Here is an 18,435-nt window from a genome sequence, read left to right as displayed (position 1 = left end):
GCTCATGCCGGCCCTCGGTTCTCTGCGTTCTTCTCGGTGCTTTCCTCGGCCCGGGACACGGCGGCCACCGTCTCCGGGTCGAGGTCGAACAGGGTCCGCAGCGCGTCCGCGTACCCGGCGCCGCCGGGCTCGGCCGCGAGCTGCTTGACGCGTACGGTCGGCGCGTGCAGCAGCTTGTCGACGACCCGTTTCACGGTCTGGGTGATCTCGGCGCGGTGCTTGTCGTCCAGGCCGGGCAGCCGTCCGTCGAGCCGGGCGATCTCGCCGGCCACGACGTCGGCGGCCATGGTGCGCAGGGCGACCACGGTCGGCGTGATGTGCGCGGCCCGCTGCGCGGCGCCGAAGGCGGCGACCTCGTCGGCGACGATCCGCCGCACCTGGTCGACGTCGGCGGCCATCGGCGCGTCGGCCGAGGCCTCCGCCAGCGACTCGATGTCCACCAGCCGCACCCCGGCGAGCCGGTGCGCGGCCGCGTCGACGTCCCGCGGCATCGCCAGGTCGAGCAGGAACAGGACCGGCTCCGGCCGCACGGGCGCGGCGACCGGCTCGGGCCGCCGGCGCTCGGGGATGCGGCCGACGGTGGCGGCGAGCGCGGCGAGCGCGGTGATCAGCTCGGTGTCGGTCTCGGGGCTGCGCCGGGCGGACGGCCTGCGGTCCACACCGGCGTTGTCGACCCAGGCGGCGTGCTGCTCCAGCGTCGCGGCGTCCATGCCGGCGACGGCGGCCTCCCCGAGCACGGAGAAGCCGGGCTGCTGGACCGCGGCCTGCTGCGGCACGGCGGCGAGGTCGAGGGGGCAGTTCTCGTCGGTGCCGACGGAGGTGGGCGGCAGCGGCCGTACGCCGGCCGGCGCGCCCTGCTCGGCGAAGGCGGCGGGTGCCCCGGTGCGGTCCTCGACCGCCGCGGCGACCGCCTCGGCCGTCAGGACCAGGCCCGTCGCCCCCGTACAGGAGACGGCGACGTCGGCACGTGTCAGCTCGGCCGGCACCGACTCCATCGGGACCGCGCGGGCCGACACGTCCGTGCCGTCGGCCTCGGTCAGTATCTGGGCCAGCCGCTCGGCCCGGTCGAGCGTGCGGTTGGCGACGACGATCTCCGCGACCCCGGCGCGCGCGAGGGTGGCGGCGGCCAGCGAGGACATCGATCCCGCGCCGATGACCAGCGCCGTCCTGCCCCGCGCCCACGCGGTCACGTCCCCGCCCGCGGCGAGCTGTTCCAGACCGAAGGTGACGAGGGACTGTCCGGCGCGGTCGATGCCGGTCTCGGAGTGGGCGCGCTTGCCGACCCGCAGGGCCTGCTGGAACAGGTCGTTCAGCAGCCGTCCGGCGGTGTGCAGCTCCTGCGCCCGGGCCAGGGCGTCCTTGATCTGCCCGAGGATCTGGCCCTCGCCGACGACCATGGAGTCGAGACCGCAGGCCACCGAGAAGAAGTGGTGGACGGCGCGGTCCTCGTAGTGCACGTAGAGGTAGGGGGTGAGCTCCTCGAGCCCGACCCCGCTGTGCTGGGCGAGGAGCGTGGACAGCTCGGCGACGCCCGCGTGGAACTTGTCCACGTCGGCGTAGAGCTCGATCCGGTTGCAGGTGGCGAGCACCGCGGCCTCGGCGGCCGGCTCGGCGGCGACGGTGTCCTGGAGCAGCTTGAACTGGGCGTCGACGGACAGCGACGCCCGCTCCAGCACGCTGACGGGGGCGCTGCGGTGGCTCAGCCCCACGACGAGGAGACTCATGCCGGCATCACGGCGGGTACGTCCCCGTCGGGTCCCTGCTCGGTGGAGTCGGCGCGGGCGGCGGGGGCCGGGACGGCGTTCTCGTTAGCCGCGGCCTCCTCGCCGGCCTTGCGCTGCTCGTGGAAGGCGAGGATCTGGAGCTCGATGGAGAGGTCGACCTTGCGCACGTCGACGCCGTCCGGAACGGCCAGCACGGTCGGCGCGAAGTTCAGGATCGAGGTGACGCCGGCGGCCACGAGCCGGTCGCAGACCTGCTGGGCGACGCCGGGCGGGGTGGTGATGACGCCGATGGAGACCCCGTTGTCGGAGATGATCTTCTCCAGGCCGTCGCTGTGCTGGACGGCGATCCCGGCGACCTGCTTCCCGGCCATCGCCGGATCGGCGTCGATGAGCGCCGCGACCCGGAAGCCGCGCGAGGCGAACCCGCCGTAGTTGGCCAGGGCCGCGCCGAGGTTTCCGATGCCGACGATCACGACGGGCCAGTCCTGGGTGAGCCCGAGCTCACGGGAGATCTGGTAGACGAGATACTCGACGTCGTAGCCGACCCCGCGTGTCCCGTAGGAACCGAGGTAGGAGAAGTCCTTGCGCAGCTTCGCGGAGTTGACCCCCGCGGCGGCCGCGAGCTCCTCGGAGGAGACCGTGGGAACCGAGCGCTCCGACAGTCCGGTCAGCGCGCGGAGGTACAGCGGAAGGCGGGCGACGGTGGCCTCGGGAATCCCTCGGCTACGGGTCGCCGGTCGGTGAGTTCGGCCAGTTGCCACGGTGCTCCTGCGGGTAGAGCGGGGCTGTAGGCGGTCACACGTACCCAGACCGCCCCGTCGACAGCAGGCTATGTCTTTGTGAACGCGTGCACAAAGATGGTGTCCGATTTGCCCGGCCAACGTGACCGGGGTCACGCACATCATTCCAGGGGGCAAAACCGCCACTCTCCTCGTGAATCCCGCCCCCGAGACAAAACCGCCATCGATCCTAAGCGACCTTCCGTACAAGCTTGTACTTCTCGGCCGCCGCCGTACGTCCCTATCCGGCCAGTTCTTTGCGCAGGCGGCCCTCGTCCACCCGCCAGAAGGTGTGCTGCCTGCCGTCGACCAGCACGACCGGGATCTGCTCCCAGTACTGGTCGTACAGCTCCTGGTCGTCGGCGATGTCCTTCTGCTCCCAGGACACCCCCAGTTCCCCGCAGACTCGCTCGATGACACGCTCCGCGTCGTCGCAGAGATGACAACCGGACTTGCGGATGAGAGTGACCGACCGCGCGCCCGGGGCGGCCTTACGTCCAAAGAGGGGAGTCATACCGCCATTCTCCCGCTTCTTTCACGGTGCGGTCGCGGAGAGTTCACACCGTCCGAACCTCTCGGCTCCGGAACCACCGGACACAATGGCTATGCTCACGCCATGGCCGCTCTAGGATGGCTCACTCCCCGTAGGCGTTCCGCCACGGCGCGGAGCGTGTTGGCAGGCGAGGCCTCGGCGGAGGCAGCCCGCAAGTCCACCCAGGAAGCCCTGGGCTCGCAGGAGACCCTGGCAGCCCTGGACACTCCCGACCGGGAACCGCAGTTCCCCGTGCACGGCGACGCGCTGGCCGCCGCCTTCTTCGACCTCGACAACACGGTGATGCAGGGCGCCGCGCTCTTCCACTTCGGCCGGGGCCTGTACAAACGCAAGTTCTTCGAGACCCGCGACCTGGTCCGCTTCGCCTGGCAGCAGGCCTGGTTCCGGCTCGCCGGCGTCGAGGACCCCGAGCACATGCAGGAGGCCCGTGACTCGGCCCTCTCCATCGTGCAGGGCCACCGCGTCTCCGAGCTGATGTCGATCGGCGAGGAGATCTACGACGAGTACATGGCGGAGCGGATCTGGCCGGGCACCCGCGCCCTCGCCCAGGCCCACCTGGACGCCGGCCAGCGGGTGTGGCTGGTCACGGCCGCCCCGGTGGAGATCGCCCAGGTGATCGCCCGCCGCCTCGGCCTCACCGGCGCGCTGGGCACCGTCGCGGAGTCGGTCGACGGCGTGTACACGGGCAAGCTGGTCGGCGAGCCGCTGCACGGCCCCGCCAAGGCGGAGGCGGTGCGCGCGCTGGCCGCGGCGGAGAACCTGGACCTCTCCCGCTGCGCCGCCTACAGCGACTCGCACAACGACATCCCGATGCTGTCGCTCGTCGGCCACCCCTACGCCATCAATCCCGACGCCAAGCTGCGCAAGCACGCGCACACCCTCGACTGGCGGCTGCGCGACTACCGCACGGGCCGCAAGGCGGCGAAGGTCGGCATCCCGGCCGCGGCCGGGGTGGGCGCGGTGGCCGGCGGCACGGCGGCGGCGATCGCGCTGCACCGACGGCGGCGCTGACGAGAGCGGACCGCAAGCGGCACGGGCACGGAGGAGCGGCCGGGGCGACACGCCCCGGCCGCTCCTCCGCTTTTTCGGACAACACCGCACACGGCCCGCCGAACCCGGCCAATCCGACGGTCTTACCCCCGTAACCCCCCGTCCAGTCCTGTTGTCCGCGCACAGCCACAAGACGTCCCGGACCAACCCGAAACACAAACCGTTTCGGTCAAAAATCGCTCACACCATGCAACTTGATCGAGCGCCAATAGGTCACAGAAGCGACGTAATCGATGATTTGAGCAACTCGGTGTAGCAGGCCCTGTACGAAGCGTTATTCTCCTCAGACGCAATCCGGTACCCCTTCCGTCGCTACGACGGGTGAATGGTTCCGTACTGCACGTGATGCAAGCTCTGCCTCTGGGAGTCCCGTGTACCCACACGTCGGGGTTGACACCTCGGGCCTGGCTACGCTGCGCGCAACGGTCGCTACGGTCCATGACCTCTTGCGCGGCGTCGTCCCCACCGCGTACGCCGTCCCCGCGTTCGCCACCACCGCACCGCTCGGCCCGTGCTACGCCTTGGCCGAGAGCGGCGCCGCGGTGGGCAGACGAGGACGCCCGGCCGGTGCGGCCACCGCCCGTCGGCCGGCCGCCGACAGTGACAGCGCCCGGATGATGGACCTCGTCGAGCGCGCCCAGGCCGGTGAGGCCGACGCCTTCGGGCGGCTGTACGACCAGTACAGCGACACGGTCTACCGCTACATCTACTACCGGGTGGGCGGCAAGGCGACCGCCGAGGACCTCACCAGCGAGACGTTCCTGCGCGCCCTGCGCCGCATCGGGACGTTCACCTGGCAGGGCCGCGACTTCGGCGCCTGGCTGGTCACCATCGCCCGCAACCTGGTGGCCGACCACTTCAAGTCCAGCCGGTTCCGGCTGGAGGTCACCACCGGCGAGATGCTCGACGCCAACGAGGTCGAGCGCTCCCCCGAGGACTCCGTCCTGGAGTCCCTCTCCAACGCCGCGCTGCTGGACGCCGTGCGCCGGCTCAACCCCCAGCAGCAGGAGTGCGTGACGCTCCGGTTCCTCCAGGGGCTGTCCGTCGCCGAGACCGCGCGCGTGATGGGCAAGAACGAGGGCGCCATCAAGACCCTCCAGTACCGGGCCGTGCGCACCCTCGCCCGTCTCCTGCCGGAAGACGCCCGCTGAACCCGTCCCCCCGCCCGCGACCGACGCCACACACTCCGTGACGCCAACTCACCTTCAGTGAAAGTCCGTTGCCTTCCCGATCCGATCATCCGCAGTCCGTAACCCAAGTGCCGCGCCAGTCGTTGTGCGGGATACAGGCTCCCTGTGGTCACTTCCTGGCCGCCCCCGATCACTCGATCGTGTGGAACAGGTCCAGGGCGTGCAACCGTCAGGACCTCAGGGGAGTCGACCGTCATGACGAGAGGAGGTGCCGCCAGTGATCGCGAACGTATCGGCGCACCGGCGGGCGAGCGCCTTCGCCCAGGCCCTGGAGGAGCAGTCCGACCAGGGCACGGCGGCCGAGCAGACCGAAGGATCACCGCCGGCACCGGCCGCTGCGGACCGGACCGGGCAGGGCCAGCTGCTGGCCCTCGCCACGAGTCTCGCCGAGCTGCCCAGACCGGAACTCGATCCCGAGGTGAAGGTCGTCCAGCGGGCCCAGTTGGTCGCCGCCATGGAGGCCATGCTGAAGGCGGGCACCGCGGGAGGCGAAGCGGCGGACCCGGCGGTGCCGGAACAACGCTCCCACCGGGCCAAGGGCGCTCATCGGGCCGGCCCGCTGGGCAAGTTCCGACCGCGTTCCCGCCTTGCCAAGGGCCTCACCGCGGGCGGCCTCAGCGTCGGCGTCGCGGCGGGCGCCTTCGGCGGGGTCGCCGCCGCGAGTTCCGACGCCCTCCCGGGTGACGGGCTCTACGGGCTGAAGCGCGGCATCGAGGACTTCAAACTGAACTACCTGTCCGACGGCGACGACGAGCGCGGCCGGACCTATCTCGACCAGGCCTCCACCCGGCTCAGCGAGGCCCGCCGGCTCATGGAAAGGGGCCGCAGCGGCGACCTCGACCACGAGTCCCTCGGCGAGATCCGGCGTGCCCTGAACGGTATGCAGCACGACGCGTCGGAAGGGCACCGCCTCCTCCACGAGGCGTACGAACGCGACCCGAACTCCCTGGGCCCCATCCAGGCGCTCGACGCGTTCTCCCGCTCGCACCGCGAGGTCTGGGGCGCCCTGCGCGACCGCCTGCCGGTCCAGCTCGGGGACGTCAGTCAGCAGGTCTCGTCGGTCTTCGAAGCCATAGACGAAGAGGTCGCGCCGCTCCAGTCCCTGCTCCCGCAGCCTCCCGCTCAGGGCGGCGGCGGCACCCGGCAGGGCTCCGGCTCGGCGTCCGCGGGCACCACGGACCCCGGCCGGTCGGCCGCCCCCGGCAAGGGCAGCGGCCACACCCCGACCGACGGCACCGGGGGGCACAGCTCCGGCAGCCCCAGCAAGTCGTCCACCGCGGGCACCGGCGACGACGGTCTGCTCGGCGGCAGCACCGGCGGCCTCCTCGATCCCCCGAAGGAGACCGGCAGCACCGCCCCGAACCCCCTCGTCCCCAGCACCCAGCCGGACGTCACCCTCCCGCCCCTCCTCCCCGGCCTGCTCCCGGGCCTGGGCATCGACAGCGAGGACGCGGAGTAGTTCTTCGGTTCGGCGGTGGGGGCGCTCCCCGGAAGGGGCGCCCCCACCGCCGTACCCGGAACCGGTCCCTGCCGTCGGACGGGCGGACGGGCTGCCTCGGACGGGCGGGCTAGAAGAACACCGACCGACGCTGCACCAGGAGCTTGTACAGAGTGTGCTGGATCTGCTCACGCACCTGGTCCGTGAGGTTGAACATCAGCATCGGATCCTCCGCGGCCTCCGGCGGGTAGCCGTCCGTGCGGATGGGCTCTCCGAACTGGATCGTCCACTTCGTCGGCAGGGGGATACCGCCCAGCGGTCCCAGCCACGGGAAGGTCGGCGTCAGCGGGAAGTACGGGAAACCGAGCACCCGCGCCAGCGTCTTCGCGTTGCCGATCATCGGGTAGATCTCCTCCGCCCCGACGATCGAGCAGGGGACGATCGGGGCGCCCTGGCGCAGCGCCGTGGAGACGAAGCCGCCCCGCCCGAAGCGCTGGAGCTTGTAGCGCTCGCTGAACGGCTTCCCGATGCCCTTGAACCCCTCCGGCATCACCCCGACCAGCTCACCCTGGGCGAGGAGCCGCTCGGCGTCCTCCGCGCAGGCGAGGGTGTGCCCGAGCTTGCGGGCCAGCTCGTTGACGACCGGCAGCACGAAGACGAGATCGGCGGCCAGGAGCCGCAGGTGCCGGTCCGCCGGATGGTGGTCGTGGACGGCGACCTGCATCATCAGCCCGTCCAGCGGCAGCGTCCCCGAGTGGTTGGCGACGATCAGCGCGCCCCCCTCCGCCGGGATGTTCTCGATGCCCTTGACCTCGACCCGGAAGTACTTCTCGTACACCGGGCGCAGCAGGGACATCAGGACCTGGTCGGTGAGTTCCTCGTCGTAGCCGAAGTCGTCGACCTCGTAGTCGCCCGTGAGACGCCGGCGCAGGAACGCCAGCCCGCCCGCGATCCGCCGCTCCAGGCCGCCGCCGTCCTCGACCTGCCGTTCCTCACCCGTCACAGGAACATCATCCTGCCCGGCCGCCCTGGTGGGCAGGGGCTGGATCGCACCGGCCCCGACCGCCTCACCGGCCTCACCGAGCTCCCGGACCGGCGCGGGCTCGCCGTTGCGACGCCGGCTCACCGCGCCCCGGCGCCGGGACGGACGCGCTGCCGCGCTCCCCCGGGACCGGTCGTCGTCGAACGGAATGACCTTGGCATCCGCCATCGTTGATGCGCTCCTCAGTTGGCGCTCTGCGTCGGGAGGTGGACCGGGCCGCGGCCGCCACCGCCGGCCAGGGGCAGCGCGGCGATCCGGTCGACGGCCCCGGCAACGGCCTCGGGCGGCAGGAGCCCGGGTCCGTGACTGCGCGCGAAGTCGGTGAAGGTCTCGGCCGTGGAGTACCGCGGCGTGAACCCCAGCGTCTCGCGCATCTGGTCCGTGGACACGACCCGGCCGTGGGTGAGCAGCCGGATCTGCTCGGGCGAGAAGTCCGTCATGCCCAGCGTACGCACGAGTGACCCCGCCCAGGTGACGGCGGGCAGCAGCAGCGGCACGGTGGGCCGTCCCAGCCGCCGCGAGCACTGCGACAGCAGCAGCACCCCGTCACCGGCGATGTTGAAGGTGCCGCTGTTGAGCGTGCCGCGCCGCGGTTCGTGCGAGGCGATCCGCAGCACCTCGATGACGTCGTCCTCGTGCACGAACTGGAGCCGGGGGTCGTAGCCCAGGACGGTGGGCAGCACCGGCAGCGCGAAGTACGCGGCGAGCGGTGTCTCGGCGGTGGGCCCGAGGATGTTGGCGAACCGCAGCACGCACACGGCGACGTCGGGCCGGCGCCGGGCGAACCCGCGCACGTACCCCTCGACCTCGACGGCGTCCTTCGCGAAGCCACCGCTGGGCAGCGACTTGGCCGGGGTCGTCTCGGTGAACACGGCGGGGTCGCGCGGCGCGGAGCCGTAGACGTTGGTGGAGGACTTGACCACCAGCCGCTTCACGTTCGGCGACTTCTGGCAGGCGCCGAGGAGCTGCATCGTCCCGATGACGTTGGTCTCCTTGACCACGGTCCTGCTGCCCCGGCCCAGCGCGGTCGCCGTCACGTCCAGATGGACGACGGTGTCGGCGCGGGTCTCCGCGAGCACCCGGGCGATGGTGGGCTGCCGGATGTCGGCCTCGATGAAGTCGGCGCCCCCGAGATGGTGTTCGGGCCGCACCGCGTCCACGGCGATCACCCGCTCGACCTCCGGGTCACGCTGGATCCGCCGGACGAACCGGCCCCCCAGCTGACGGGCCACTCCGGTAACGAGCACGACCTTTCCCAAGACCAGCGCCTTCCTTCCGTCCTGGAACCGCCGGATGCCCTGCGGGTTCCCGTCTGCGGGCCAACCTAGCGTGTCGGTGTTGCGCTGTGATGACCCCCCGATGCACGAAGTGACGGGATCCCTCCGGTCGTACGAGCAGTTCAGCCCTGGTGCACGTCCAGGCATGCGCACGGCGTTCAGCCGACCGCACGGTGCCTGGATATGCGTGTGGCCCCCCACCGATAACACGGTGGGGGGCCACACGACGCCTCTGCGGCTCGCGTCGCGCGAAGCAGGTGCCTGCGGGTGATCCCGCCTGCGCCTACTTCTTGTTGCGACGCTGAACGCGCGTGCGCTTGAGCAGCTTGCGGTGCTTCTTCTTGGCCATCCGCTTGCGCCGCTTCTTGATAACAGAGCCCACGACTACCCTCGCTCACTTCTCATCACTCGGTGCTGGGCGCCATGGGCCCATACGACCTACGAGGGGTCAGCCTACCCGCCCGAGCGCTGAGGTCGTAATCGAGGGGCGGGAGGGGGGCCCGGGACGGCGCTGAGGCCGGGCCCCACCCCGGGCCTGTCCTGCCGGACAGGCCCCGGCCGTCAGGCGGTTTCCACCCCCACGTAGCTCTCGCGGAGGTACTCGTGAACCGCTTGCTCGGGGACGCGGAAGGACCGCCCCACCCGGATCGCGGGCAGATGACCGCTGTGCACCAGCCGGTACACGGTCATCTTCGACACTCGCATCACCGAGGCGACTTCCGCCACGGTAAGGAACTGAACCTCGTTCAGAGGCCTCTCGCCAGCTGCAGCCATGACACACCTGAACCTTCCGCACTCGACTCGACGGCCACCGGCTTCCCCTTCCGGTGACTCTTCGTCGCTGCGTGCTCACTCCCCAATGTAGGGGCGGGTGATGCGAGTGGGGAAGAGGTGCACCCATCAGCGGCCTACTGTGACAGACACGCTCGATTGAGTACGTAGCGGGTCAGCGGCCTGTAGTAAGAGGACCGCACGCCGTCATCAAGTGGAACGACGACGGAGACGACCCCTTCGGCCTCCCCGACGAACGGCGCGGGGTCGTCGGTGTCCGCCAGCCCGATGGCCTCGAACCCCAGCTGACCTGCCCCGCAGACCCAGCCGTGGTCCCCGATGACCATCTCGGGCAGCGGCCCGCCGCCGGCGGCCGCGGCCGCCAGGGCGACCCGAACCGGGAGCGGCGAATGGCTGTGCGCACCGGTCGCACTACCGGCGCGTTCGGCACCGGTCTCCCGGACGAGCGCGACGCCTCGTACGTAGTCGAGGTTGTACGTGCGTAGACCGAACCGGGTCGTTATGTCGACACAGCGACCCTTCGCCGGGGTGAGGACATCACATCCTGCCGTCGACAAAGCGTCCGCGACCGCGGCGTAGAACCCCAGGAGCCGATGCGGGTGGCCGGTGCCCAGCAGCACCGGCGCGCCACGCTGGGCTACCGAGGCGAGCCGCGCGGCGAACCCGTCCAGCGCGGCCAGCGTCCGTTCGGGATCGATCACATCATGCCCGGAAACACAGTCGGGATCGGCCGAAACTCCACACTTGTCTGCCATCAACGCGATCAGGTCCCGCTGCCGCCAGCTCCGTTCGGGGTCGAGCCCGAGCAGCAGCCGCGGATCACGGGCGGCGAAGAGCCGGTAGCTGTGCAGGCTCTCCTCCCGGGTGGTGGCCACCACCCCGGCCAGCCGCGCGGCCAGCAGATGCGCCCGCAGCTCATCGGTACTCAACACGAAGGCGATGCTGACGGACGGAGCACGGCAGCGGGCCACAACCCCACCAGAACCCCACAGTTGGCCTACACCCCACCACCAGCCCGGACCACAGGCCGCGGGTCGCGAGGCCAGGGCCTCCGGGCAAGTGCCCTGCGGGCGGGAGTGGGCAAGGTGCGGGGCGGGGTGTCGCGGGGGTGTGGCTACGCCAGCAGGCCCCGCAGGGGGTACACCGCGCGACGGGTGGCCAGGACCGCCTGGTCCAGGCGGTCGGCGGGGTCGTAACCGGCCTCCCACTCCGCCCACGCCACGGGCCACCGCCCGTCGGTCATCCGCACCGGCCCCAGCTGCCGGGTCCGCGCGAAGACCTCCTGCCGCCACCCCTCGGGAATCACCGTCTCCGGCGCCACGGGCACACCCGCCGCGATCCCCACCAGATGCGTCCACGACCGGGGCACCACGTCCACCACGGCGTAGCCGCCCCCGCCCAGCGCGACCCACTTGCCCCCGGCGTGTTCGTGCGCCAGCTCATGACAGGCCACCTGCACGGCCCGCTGCGCGTCGAGGGAGACCGCGAGATGCGCCAGCGGATCCTCGAAGTGCGTGTCGGCCCCGTGCTGGGTCACCAGCACGTCCGGCCGGAAGTCGGCGATGAGCTCCGGCACGACCGAGTGGAACGCCCGCAGCCACCCCGCGTCCCCGGTCCCGGCCGGCAGCGCCACGTTCACCGCCGACCCCTCCGCCCCGTCCCCACCGGTCTCCTCGGGCCACCCGGTCTGCGGGAACAACGTACGAGGGTGTTCGTGCAGGGAGATCGTCAGTACCCGCGGGTCCTCCCAGAACGCGGCCTGCACACCGTCCCCGTGGTGCACGTCCACGTCCACGTAAGCGACCCGCTCGGCCCCCAGCTCCAGCAGCCGGGCGATGGCCAGCGACGCGTCGTTGTAGACACAGAACCCGGAGGCGCCGCCCGGCATCGCGTGGTGCAGCCCGCCGGCGAAGTTCACCGCGTGCAGTACGTCTCCCCGCCACACCGCCTCGGCGGCCCCCACGGACAGCCCGGCGATCAGCGCCGACACCTCGTGCATCCCCGCGAAGGCCGGATCGTCGATCGTCCCCAGCCCGTACGACTGATCCGCCGCGGCGGGCTCCGCGGACGCCGCCCTGACCGCCTCGACGTAGTCCTGCCGGTGCACGAGCCGCAACGTCGACTCCCCGGCGGGCTTCGCCCCGACGACGTCCAGCTCACGGTCGAGCCCCAGGGCGCCGACCAGCCTCCGGGTCAGATCCAGCCGGACCGGATCCATCGGATGCTCGGGCCCGAAGTCATAGCCCGTTACTGCCTCGTCCCACATCAGCTGTGCGCGGCCGCTCATGCCCGCCACCGTATCGGTCCGGTTGAGCGGCGAACGACCGGGCGTACACCAACGTCACCAGCACCAACACCATCGGCACCACCATCGCCCCCCGGTAGCTCCAGGCGTCTCCCATCGCCCCGACCAACGGCGAACCGATGAGGAAACCCACGTAGTTGAAGATGTTGAGACGAGCGATCGCCGCGTCCGACGCCCCCGGGAACAGCCGCCCCGCCGCCGCGAACGTCTGCGGAACCAGCACGCACAGGCCGAGCCCCACCAGCGTGAACCCGAACATCCCGACCCACGCCCCGGGTGCGAAGGCGACCACCGCGAACCCCGCGGCCGCCACCAGCGCCCCGAGCCGCACCACCGCCGCAGCACCGAACCGCCGCACCCCGAAGTCCCCGATGGCCCGCCCTGCCAGCGTGGTCACCATGTAGACGTTGTACGGAACGGTGGCCAGCTGCTCACTGCTGCCCAGCACGTCCTGGAGGTACTTCGCGCTCCAGTTGGAGACCGTCGAGTCCCCGATGTAGGCGAAGGTCATCACCAGACACAGCGGCAGCAGCACCTTGAAGACGACCCCCGGAGCACCGCTCCCGGCGCCCCCGTCCACCGGACCGCCGTCCGCAGAACCGCCGTCCACGCCCCCGGTCCCGGCCCCGGCGGCCGCGGTCCCGCCGTCGACGTACCACCGGCTCCCCACCAGGGCGGCCGGCAGCAGCACCGCCACCACCGGCAGGTAGGACACCCAGAGCGCGAGATGCCAGTGCGCCCCCGCCCACGCCAGCGAGGCCCCCACGATCCCGCCCAGGCTGTACACGGCGTGGAAGCTGAGCATGATGCTGCGCCCGTACGCCCGCTGAAGGCTCACCCCGAGCATGTTCATCGAGGCGTCCAGCGCGCCCACGGCCAGACCGAACACCGCCAGGGCGGCCCCCAGTTGCGCCATCCCGTGTCCCGCCCCGACCCCGAGGAGCGCCAGCAGCACGACCGGCTGGGACCAGCGCAGCAGCACACTGGGCGGGATCCGCTTCACCAGCTGCTCGGTCGTCACGCTCCCGACGCCGGCCAGCACGGGCACGGCGGCGAGGAAGACGGGCAGCAACCCGTCCGAGACGCCGTACCTGTTCTGGATGGCCGGGATCCGGGTCACGAGCAGAGCGAAGGCCGCCCCCTGCGCGAAAAAGCTGAACGCCAGAGAGGCCCTACCGCGCCGCAGCACTTCTGTCATGGCGGCGAGCGTAGAGCCCCTGCGTACTCGTGGGTAGATCCAGCCAAAGATGAGTTCTCCTCAGCTTTCCCGGCCCTACCGGGCGAGCGCGACCTCCGGCACCCGGATCTCGGCCGCGGCTTCCGCCTCGACGGCCTTCGTCTCGAAGGCGACCATCGCCGCCATCGGTCCGGCGCCGAGCGCCCCGCCCACGAGGATGCCCAGCCCGATGGCGACGACCATGATGACGGACCCGAGCCACACCATGGTGTCGACCGGCACGGTGTAGGCCCCCACGACCCGCACGACGCACTCCGCCAGCAGGACGACGCCCCACACCGCCGAGAAGGCGCGCTCCCGCCCGCGGAAGTCCGCCGAGGCGGACGAGGCACCGCTCTCCAGCCGGGCCCAGGCCGCCTCCCTGGCCGCGTCGCCCTTCACCAGGAACGGCTTGAGCCCGGCGGTCATCATCGGCTTCCCCAGCAGGACGGAGACCAGGATCCCGATGCCGACCGTGCTGCTGACCGCGCTGTCCTTGGCCAGCATCAGCCGGGGGTCACCGGCAACGAAGCTGAGCGCCAGCCCCACGACGTTGACGACGAGGATGAGCCCGGCGAGCCCGTTCAGGGTCCGCTTGCCGACCGCGCTCCACAGGGTCCGCGCCGCCGGCACCACGCTGCTCCAGGCCAGAGCCGCGAAGGTGCTCATCCCGAACGCGCCCTTGAACAGGTAGTACGAGCCGAGCGGCACCGCCACGTCCATGAGCAGCGGAGCGAAGGCGTTCTGCTTCTTGTGCTGGTTCGTCGTCATGCCCTCAGCTTCGCCGCCGGGAGGGGTCCTCCGACAGAAACGATCGTCCGGAGCTAGGCATGACAAATGTCAGCGCGGGACCGGGCCGACCGTCAGACCAGCAGGTCGGGCAGGCCCGCCAGTTCGGAGAAGAGCCGGGTGGCACCGGCGAGCCGGTCGGCCGGTGTCATCGCCGTGAACCCGTACACGTCCATCCCGGCCGCCACGGCCGCCCGTACCCCCAGCGGACTGTCCTCGACGACCGCACACCGCTCCGGCGCCACCCCCATCCGCCGGGCAGCGTGCAGGAAGAGATCCGGCGCCGGCTTGCCCTTCCCGACGTCCTGCGAGCTGAAGATCCGGGCGTCGTCGAAGAACCGGTCCAGTCCGGTCTTGTGATGGCCCACCCGGATCCGCTCATGGCTGCCGGAGGACGCCACGCAGTACGGCACCCCGTCCGCGGCCAGTTTCGCCAGCACGTCCACGGCGCCCTCCACGGGCTCCAGCTCCGCTTCGAAGGCGGCGAACACCCGCCGGTGGAAGGTGTCGTCGAAATCCGCCGGCAGCCGCTGTCCCGTGCGCTCCTGGACCAGGTCGTGGATGCGGTGCATCGCCGACCCCATGTAGTCCCGGATGGAGTCCTCGTAGGAGGTGGGATGCCCGAGCTCCGTCAGATAGGCGGCCAGCAGCCGATTGGAGATCGGCTCGCTGTCCACCAGGACACCGTCGTTGTCGAAGATCACCAGGTCGTAGCGCATGACTAGACCCTAAGCGAACGCTGAGCGCAAGAATCTCCCCGGAATGCAGAAAACCCCCGCACCATCAGGTGCGGGGGTCTCCCATAAAATTTGTTCGGCGGTGTCCTACTCTCCCACAGGGTCCCCCCTGCAGTACCATCGGCGCTGTAAGGCTTAGCTTCCGGGTTCGGAATGTAACCGGGCGTTTCCCTCACGCTATGACCACCGAAACACTATGAAACTGTCCAGCCGCACCATGTGTGGCACATGGGGCTGTTCGTGGTTTCAGAACCAACACAGTGGACGCGAGCAACTGAGGACAAGCCCTCGGCCTATTAGTACCGGTCAGCTTCACCCATTACTGGGCTTCCACATCCGGCCTATCAACCCAGTCGTCTACTGGGAGCCTTAACCCCTCAAAGGGGGTGGGAATACTCATCTCGAAGCAGGCTTCCCGCTTAGATGCTTTCAGCGGTTATCCCTCCCGAACGTAGCCAACCAGCCATGCCCTTGGCAGAACAACTGGCACACCAGAGGTTCGTCCGTCCCGGTCCTCTCGTACTAGGGACAGCCCTTCTCAATATTCCTGCGCGCGCAGCGGATAGGGACCGAACTGTCTCACGACGTTCTAAACCCAGCTCGCGTACCGCTTTAATGGGCGAACAGCCCAACCCTTGGGACCGACTCCAGCCCCAGGATGCGACGAGCCGACATCGAGGTGCCAAACCATCCCGTCGATATGGACTCTTGGGGAAGATCAGCCTGTTATCCCCGGGGTACCTTTTATCCGTTGAGCGACGGCGCTTCCACAAGCCACCGCCGGATCACTAGTCCCGACTTTCGTCCCTGCTCGACCCGTCGGTCTCACAGTCAAGCTCCCTTGTGCACTTACACTCAACACCTGATTGCCAACCAGGCTGAGGGAACCTTTGGGCGCCTCCGTTACTCTTTAGGAGGCAACCGCCCCAGTTAAACTACCCATCAGACACTGTCCCTGATCCGGATCACGGACCCAGGTTAGACATCCAGCACGACCAGAGTGGTATTTCAACGACGACTCCACAACCACTGGCGTGGCCGCTTCAAAGTCTCCCACCTATCCTACACAAGCCGAACCGAACACCAATATCAAACTGTAGTAAAGGTCCCGGGGTCTTTCCGTCCTGCTGCGCGAAACGAGCATCTTTACTCGTAGTGCAATTTCACCGGGCCTATGGTTGAGACAGTCGAGAAGTCGTTACGCCATTCGTGCAGGTCGGAACTTACCCGACAAGGAATTTCGCTACCTTAGGATGGTTATAGTTACCACCGCCGTTTACTGGCGCTTAAGTTCTCAGCTTCGCCACACCGAAATGTGACTAACCGGTCCCCTTAACGTTCCAGCACCGGGCAGGCGTCAGTCCGTATACATCGCCTTACGGCTTCGCACGGACCTGTGTTTTTAGTAAACAGTCGCTTCTCGCTGGTCTCTGCGGCCACCCCCAGCTCATGGAGTAAATCCAATCACCAGTGATGGCCCCCCTTCTCCCGAAGTTACGGGGGCATTTTGCCGAGTTCCTTAACCATAGTTCACCCGAACGCCTCGGTATTCTCTACCTGACCACCTGAGTCGGTTTAGGGTACGGGCCGCCATGAAACTCGCTAGAGGCTTTTCTCGACAGCATAGGATCATCCACTTCGCCACAATCGGCTCGGCATCAGGTCTCAGACTGTATGGCGTGCGGATTTGCCTACACACCGTCCTACACCCTTACCCCGGGACAACCACCGCCCGGGATGGACTACCTTCCTGCGTCACCCCATCACTCACCTACTGCAAGTCTGGTTCGTCGGCTCCACCACTTTCCTTTCCCCGAAGGGTCCGGAACGGCTTCACGGACTTAGCATCGCCTGGTTCGATGTTTGACGCTTCACAGCGGGTACCGGAATATCAACCGGTTATCCATCGACTACGCCTGTCGGCCTCGCCTTAGGTCCCGACTTACCCTGGGCAGATCAGCTTGACCCAGGAACCCTTAGTCAATCGGCGCACACGTTTCTCACGTGTGTATCGCTACTCATGCCTGCATTCTCACTCGTGAACCGTCCACAACTACCTTCCGGTGCTGCTTCACCCGGCACACGACGCTCCCCTACCCATCCACACAGGCGTTGGCCCTGTTGTGTGAATGACACGACTTCGGCGGTACGCTTGAGCCCCGCTACATTGTCGGCGCGGAATCACTAGACCAGTGAGCTATTACGCACTCTTTCAAGGGTGGCTGCTTCTAAGCCAACCTCCTGGTTGTCTCTGCGACTCCACATCCTTTCCCACTTAGCGTACGCTTAGGGGCCTTAGTCGATGCTCTGGGCTGTTTCCCTCTCGACCATGGAGCTTATCCCCCACAGTCTCACTGCCGCGCTCTCACTTACCGGCATTCGGAGTTTGGCTAAGGTCAGTAACCCGGTAGGGCCCATCGCCTATCCAGTGCTCTACCTCCGGCAAGAAACACACGACGCTGCACCTAAATGCATTTCGGGGAGAACCAGCTATCACGGAGTTTGATTGGCCTTTCACCCCTAACCACAGGTCATCCCCCAGGTTTTCAACCCTGGTGGGTTCGGTCCTCCACGAAGTCTTACCTCCGCTTCAACCTGCCCATGGCTAGATCACTCCGCTTCGGGTCTTGAGCGTGCTACTGAATCGCCCTGTTCGGACTCGCTTTCGCTACGGCTACCCCACCCGGGTTAACCTCGCAACACACCGCAAACTCGCAGGCTCATTCTTCAAAAGGCACGCAGTCACGAGACGAAGAGCAAGCTCTCCGTCCGACGCTCCCACGGCTTGTAGGCACACGGTTTCAGGTACTATTTCACTCCGCTCCCGCGGTACTTTTCACCATTCCCTCACGGTACTATCCGCTATCGGTCACCAGGGAATATTTAGGCTTAGCGGGTGGTCCCGCCAGATTCACACGGGATTTCTCGGGCCCCGTGCTACTTGGGTGTCTCTCAAACGAGCCGCTGACGTTTCGACTACGGGGGTCTTACCCTCTACGCCGGACCTTTCGCATGTCCTTCGTCTACATCAACGGTTTCTGACTCGTCTCACAGCCGGCAGACTGTGAAAGAGAGATCCCACAACCCCGTACACGCAACCCCTGCCGGGTCTCACACGTATACGGTTTGGCCTCATCCGGTTTCGCTCGCCACTACTCCCGGAATCACGGTTGTTTTCTCTTCCTGCGGGTACTGAGATGTTTCACTTCCCCGCGTTCCCTCCACACTGCCTATGTGTTCAGCAGCGGGTGACAGCCCATGACGACTGCCGGGTTTCCCCATTCGGAAACCCCCGGATCAAAGCCTGGTTGACGACTCCCCGGGGACTATCGTGGCCTCCCACGTCCTTCATCGGTTCCTGGTGCCAAGGCATCCACCGTGCGCCCTTAAAAACTTGGCCACAGATGCTCGCGTCCACTGTGCAGTTCTCAAACAACGACCAGCCACCCATCACCCCCAACCTGAGCTGGAGTGCACTGGGGCCGGCATCAGAAGGACGACCTCACGGCCGCACCCTCAGACACCCAACAGCGTGCCCGGCAC

The 18,435-nt window shown here is 68.5% G+C and carries 15 protein-coding genes and 2 rRNA genes; 3 read left to right on the top strand and 14 right to left on the bottom strand.

From position 1 onward, the window contains the following. Positions 1 to 2: 2 nt before the first annotated feature. The 3 genes from Saso_RS20990 to Saso_RS20980 form a co-directional block, all read right to left on the bottom strand. The gene (locus Saso_RS20990) at positions 3 to 1,724 is read right to left on the bottom strand and encodes a glutamyl-tRNA reductase (RefSeq protein ID WP_189928664.1); all 1,722 of its coding nucleotides are present in this window, start codon (positions 1,722 to 1,724) and stop codon (positions 3 to 5) included. After that, positions 1,721 to 2,485, bottom strand: a complete 765-nt coding sequence (locus Saso_RS20985) for a redox-sensing transcriptional repressor Rex (RefSeq protein ID WP_189928665.1) — start codon at positions 2,483 to 2,485, stop codon at positions 1,721 to 1,723. Before Saso_RS20985 ends, Saso_RS20990 begins: the two co-directional genes overlap by 4 nt. A 259-nt stretch (positions 2,486 to 2,744) precedes the next feature. Beyond that, complete coding sequence (locus Saso_RS20980; RefSeq protein ID WP_189928666.1) at positions 2,745 to 3,017, bottom strand: glutaredoxin family protein; 273 nt, start codon at positions 3,015 to 3,017, stop codon at positions 2,745 to 2,747. A 102-nt stretch (positions 3,018 to 3,119) separates the two neighbouring features. Between Saso_RS20980 and Saso_RS20975 the strand changes: the two genes are divergently transcribed. From Saso_RS20975 to Saso_RS20965, 3 genes are all read left to right on the top strand, one after another. Next, entirely contained in the window at positions 3,120 to 4,067 is a 948-nt protein-coding gene (locus tag Saso_RS20975) for an HAD family hydrolase (RefSeq protein ID WP_189928667.1), read from the top strand. A 410-nt stretch (positions 4,068 to 4,477) separates the two neighbouring features. Then, positions 4,478 to 5,257 carry an ECF subfamily RNA polymerase sigma factor, BldN family gene (locus Saso_RS20970; RefSeq protein WP_189928668.1) on the top strand — a complete coding sequence of 260 codons (780 nt, stop codon included), beginning with the start codon at positions 4,478 to 4,480 and terminating at the stop codon, positions 5,255 to 5,257. A 256-nt stretch (positions 5,258 to 5,513) separates the two neighbouring features. Further along, a complete protein-coding gene (locus Saso_RS20965) occupies positions 5,514 to 6,755 on the top strand; it encodes a DUF5667 domain-containing protein (RefSeq protein WP_189928669.1) in 1,242 nt (413 codons plus the stop codon). 109 nt (positions 6,756 to 6,864) lie between these two features. On the opposite strand, the gene Saso_RS20960 is transcribed toward Saso_RS20965, so the two are convergent. From Saso_RS20960 to Saso_RS20910, 11 genes are all read right to left on the bottom strand, one after another. After that, complete coding sequence (locus Saso_RS20960; RefSeq protein ID WP_189928670.1) at positions 6,865 to 7,944, bottom strand: lysophospholipid acyltransferase family protein; 1,080 nt, start codon at positions 7,942 to 7,944, stop codon at positions 6,865 to 6,867. A 14-nt stretch (positions 7,945 to 7,958) separates the two neighbouring features. After that, on the bottom strand, positions 7,959 to 9,035 hold the full coding sequence (locus Saso_RS20955; RefSeq protein ID WP_189928671.1) for an NAD-dependent epimerase/dehydratase family protein: 1,077 nt from the start codon (positions 9,033 to 9,035) through the stop codon (positions 7,959 to 7,961). 301 nt (positions 9,036 to 9,336) lie between these two features. After that, positions 9,337 to 9,435: a 30S ribosomal protein bS22 gene (locus Saso_RS20950; protein WP_003948845.1), complete on the bottom strand. Its 99-nt coding sequence runs from the start codon at positions 9,433 to 9,435 to the stop codon at positions 9,337 to 9,339. Positions 9,436 to 9,614: 179 nt separating this feature from the next. Beyond that, on the bottom strand, positions 9,615 to 9,827 hold the full coding sequence (locus tag Saso_RS20945) for a helix-turn-helix domain-containing protein (protein WP_004984898.1): 213 nt from the start codon (positions 9,825 to 9,827) through the stop codon (positions 9,615 to 9,617). A gap of 134 nt (positions 9,828 to 9,961) precedes the next feature. Continuing rightward, complete coding sequence (locus Saso_RS20940; RefSeq protein ID WP_189928672.1) at positions 9,962 to 10,777, bottom strand: phosphatase; 816 nt, start codon at positions 10,775 to 10,777, stop codon at positions 9,962 to 9,964. Positions 10,778 to 10,959: 182 nt separating this feature from the next. Next, the gene (locus Saso_RS20935) at positions 10,960 to 12,132 is read right to left on the bottom strand and encodes an acetoin utilization protein AcuC (protein ID WP_189928673.1); all 1,173 of its coding nucleotides are present in this window, start codon (positions 12,130 to 12,132) and stop codon (positions 10,960 to 10,962) included. Then, positions 12,083 to 13,348, bottom strand: a complete 1,266-nt coding sequence (locus Saso_RS20930; protein ID WP_189928674.1) for an MFS transporter — start codon at positions 13,346 to 13,348, stop codon at positions 12,083 to 12,085. Before Saso_RS20930 ends, Saso_RS20935 begins: the two co-directional genes overlap by 50 nt. Positions 13,349 to 13,423: 75 nt before the next feature. Continuing rightward, complete coding sequence (locus Saso_RS20925; protein WP_189928675.1) at positions 13,424 to 14,137, bottom strand: VC0807 family protein; 714 nt, start codon at positions 14,135 to 14,137, stop codon at positions 13,424 to 13,426. Positions 14,138 to 14,229: 92 nt separating this feature from the next. Further along, a complete protein-coding gene (locus Saso_RS20920; protein ID WP_189928676.1) occupies positions 14,230 to 14,874 on the bottom strand; it encodes an HAD family hydrolase in 645 nt (214 codons plus the stop codon). Positions 14,875 to 14,966: 92 nt separating this feature from the next. Next, positions 14,967 to 15,083: ribosomal RNA gene (gene rrf, locus Saso_RS20915) — 5S ribosomal RNA — on the bottom strand. An 85-nt stretch (positions 15,084 to 15,168) separates the two neighbouring features. Then, positions 15,169 to 18,292, bottom strand: a 23S ribosomal RNA gene (locus Saso_RS20910). Positions 18,293 to 18,435 lie beyond the last annotated feature (143 nt).

The sequence above is a fragment of the Streptomyces asoensis genome, from assembly GCF_016860545.1.
GTDB classification, from domain to species: domain Bacteria; phylum Actinomycetota; class Actinomycetes; order Streptomycetales; family Streptomycetaceae; genus Streptomyces; species Streptomyces asoensis.
Note: the sequence above shows the minus strand (reverse complement) of the source record. Positions and strands in the feature narration are given on the sequence as shown.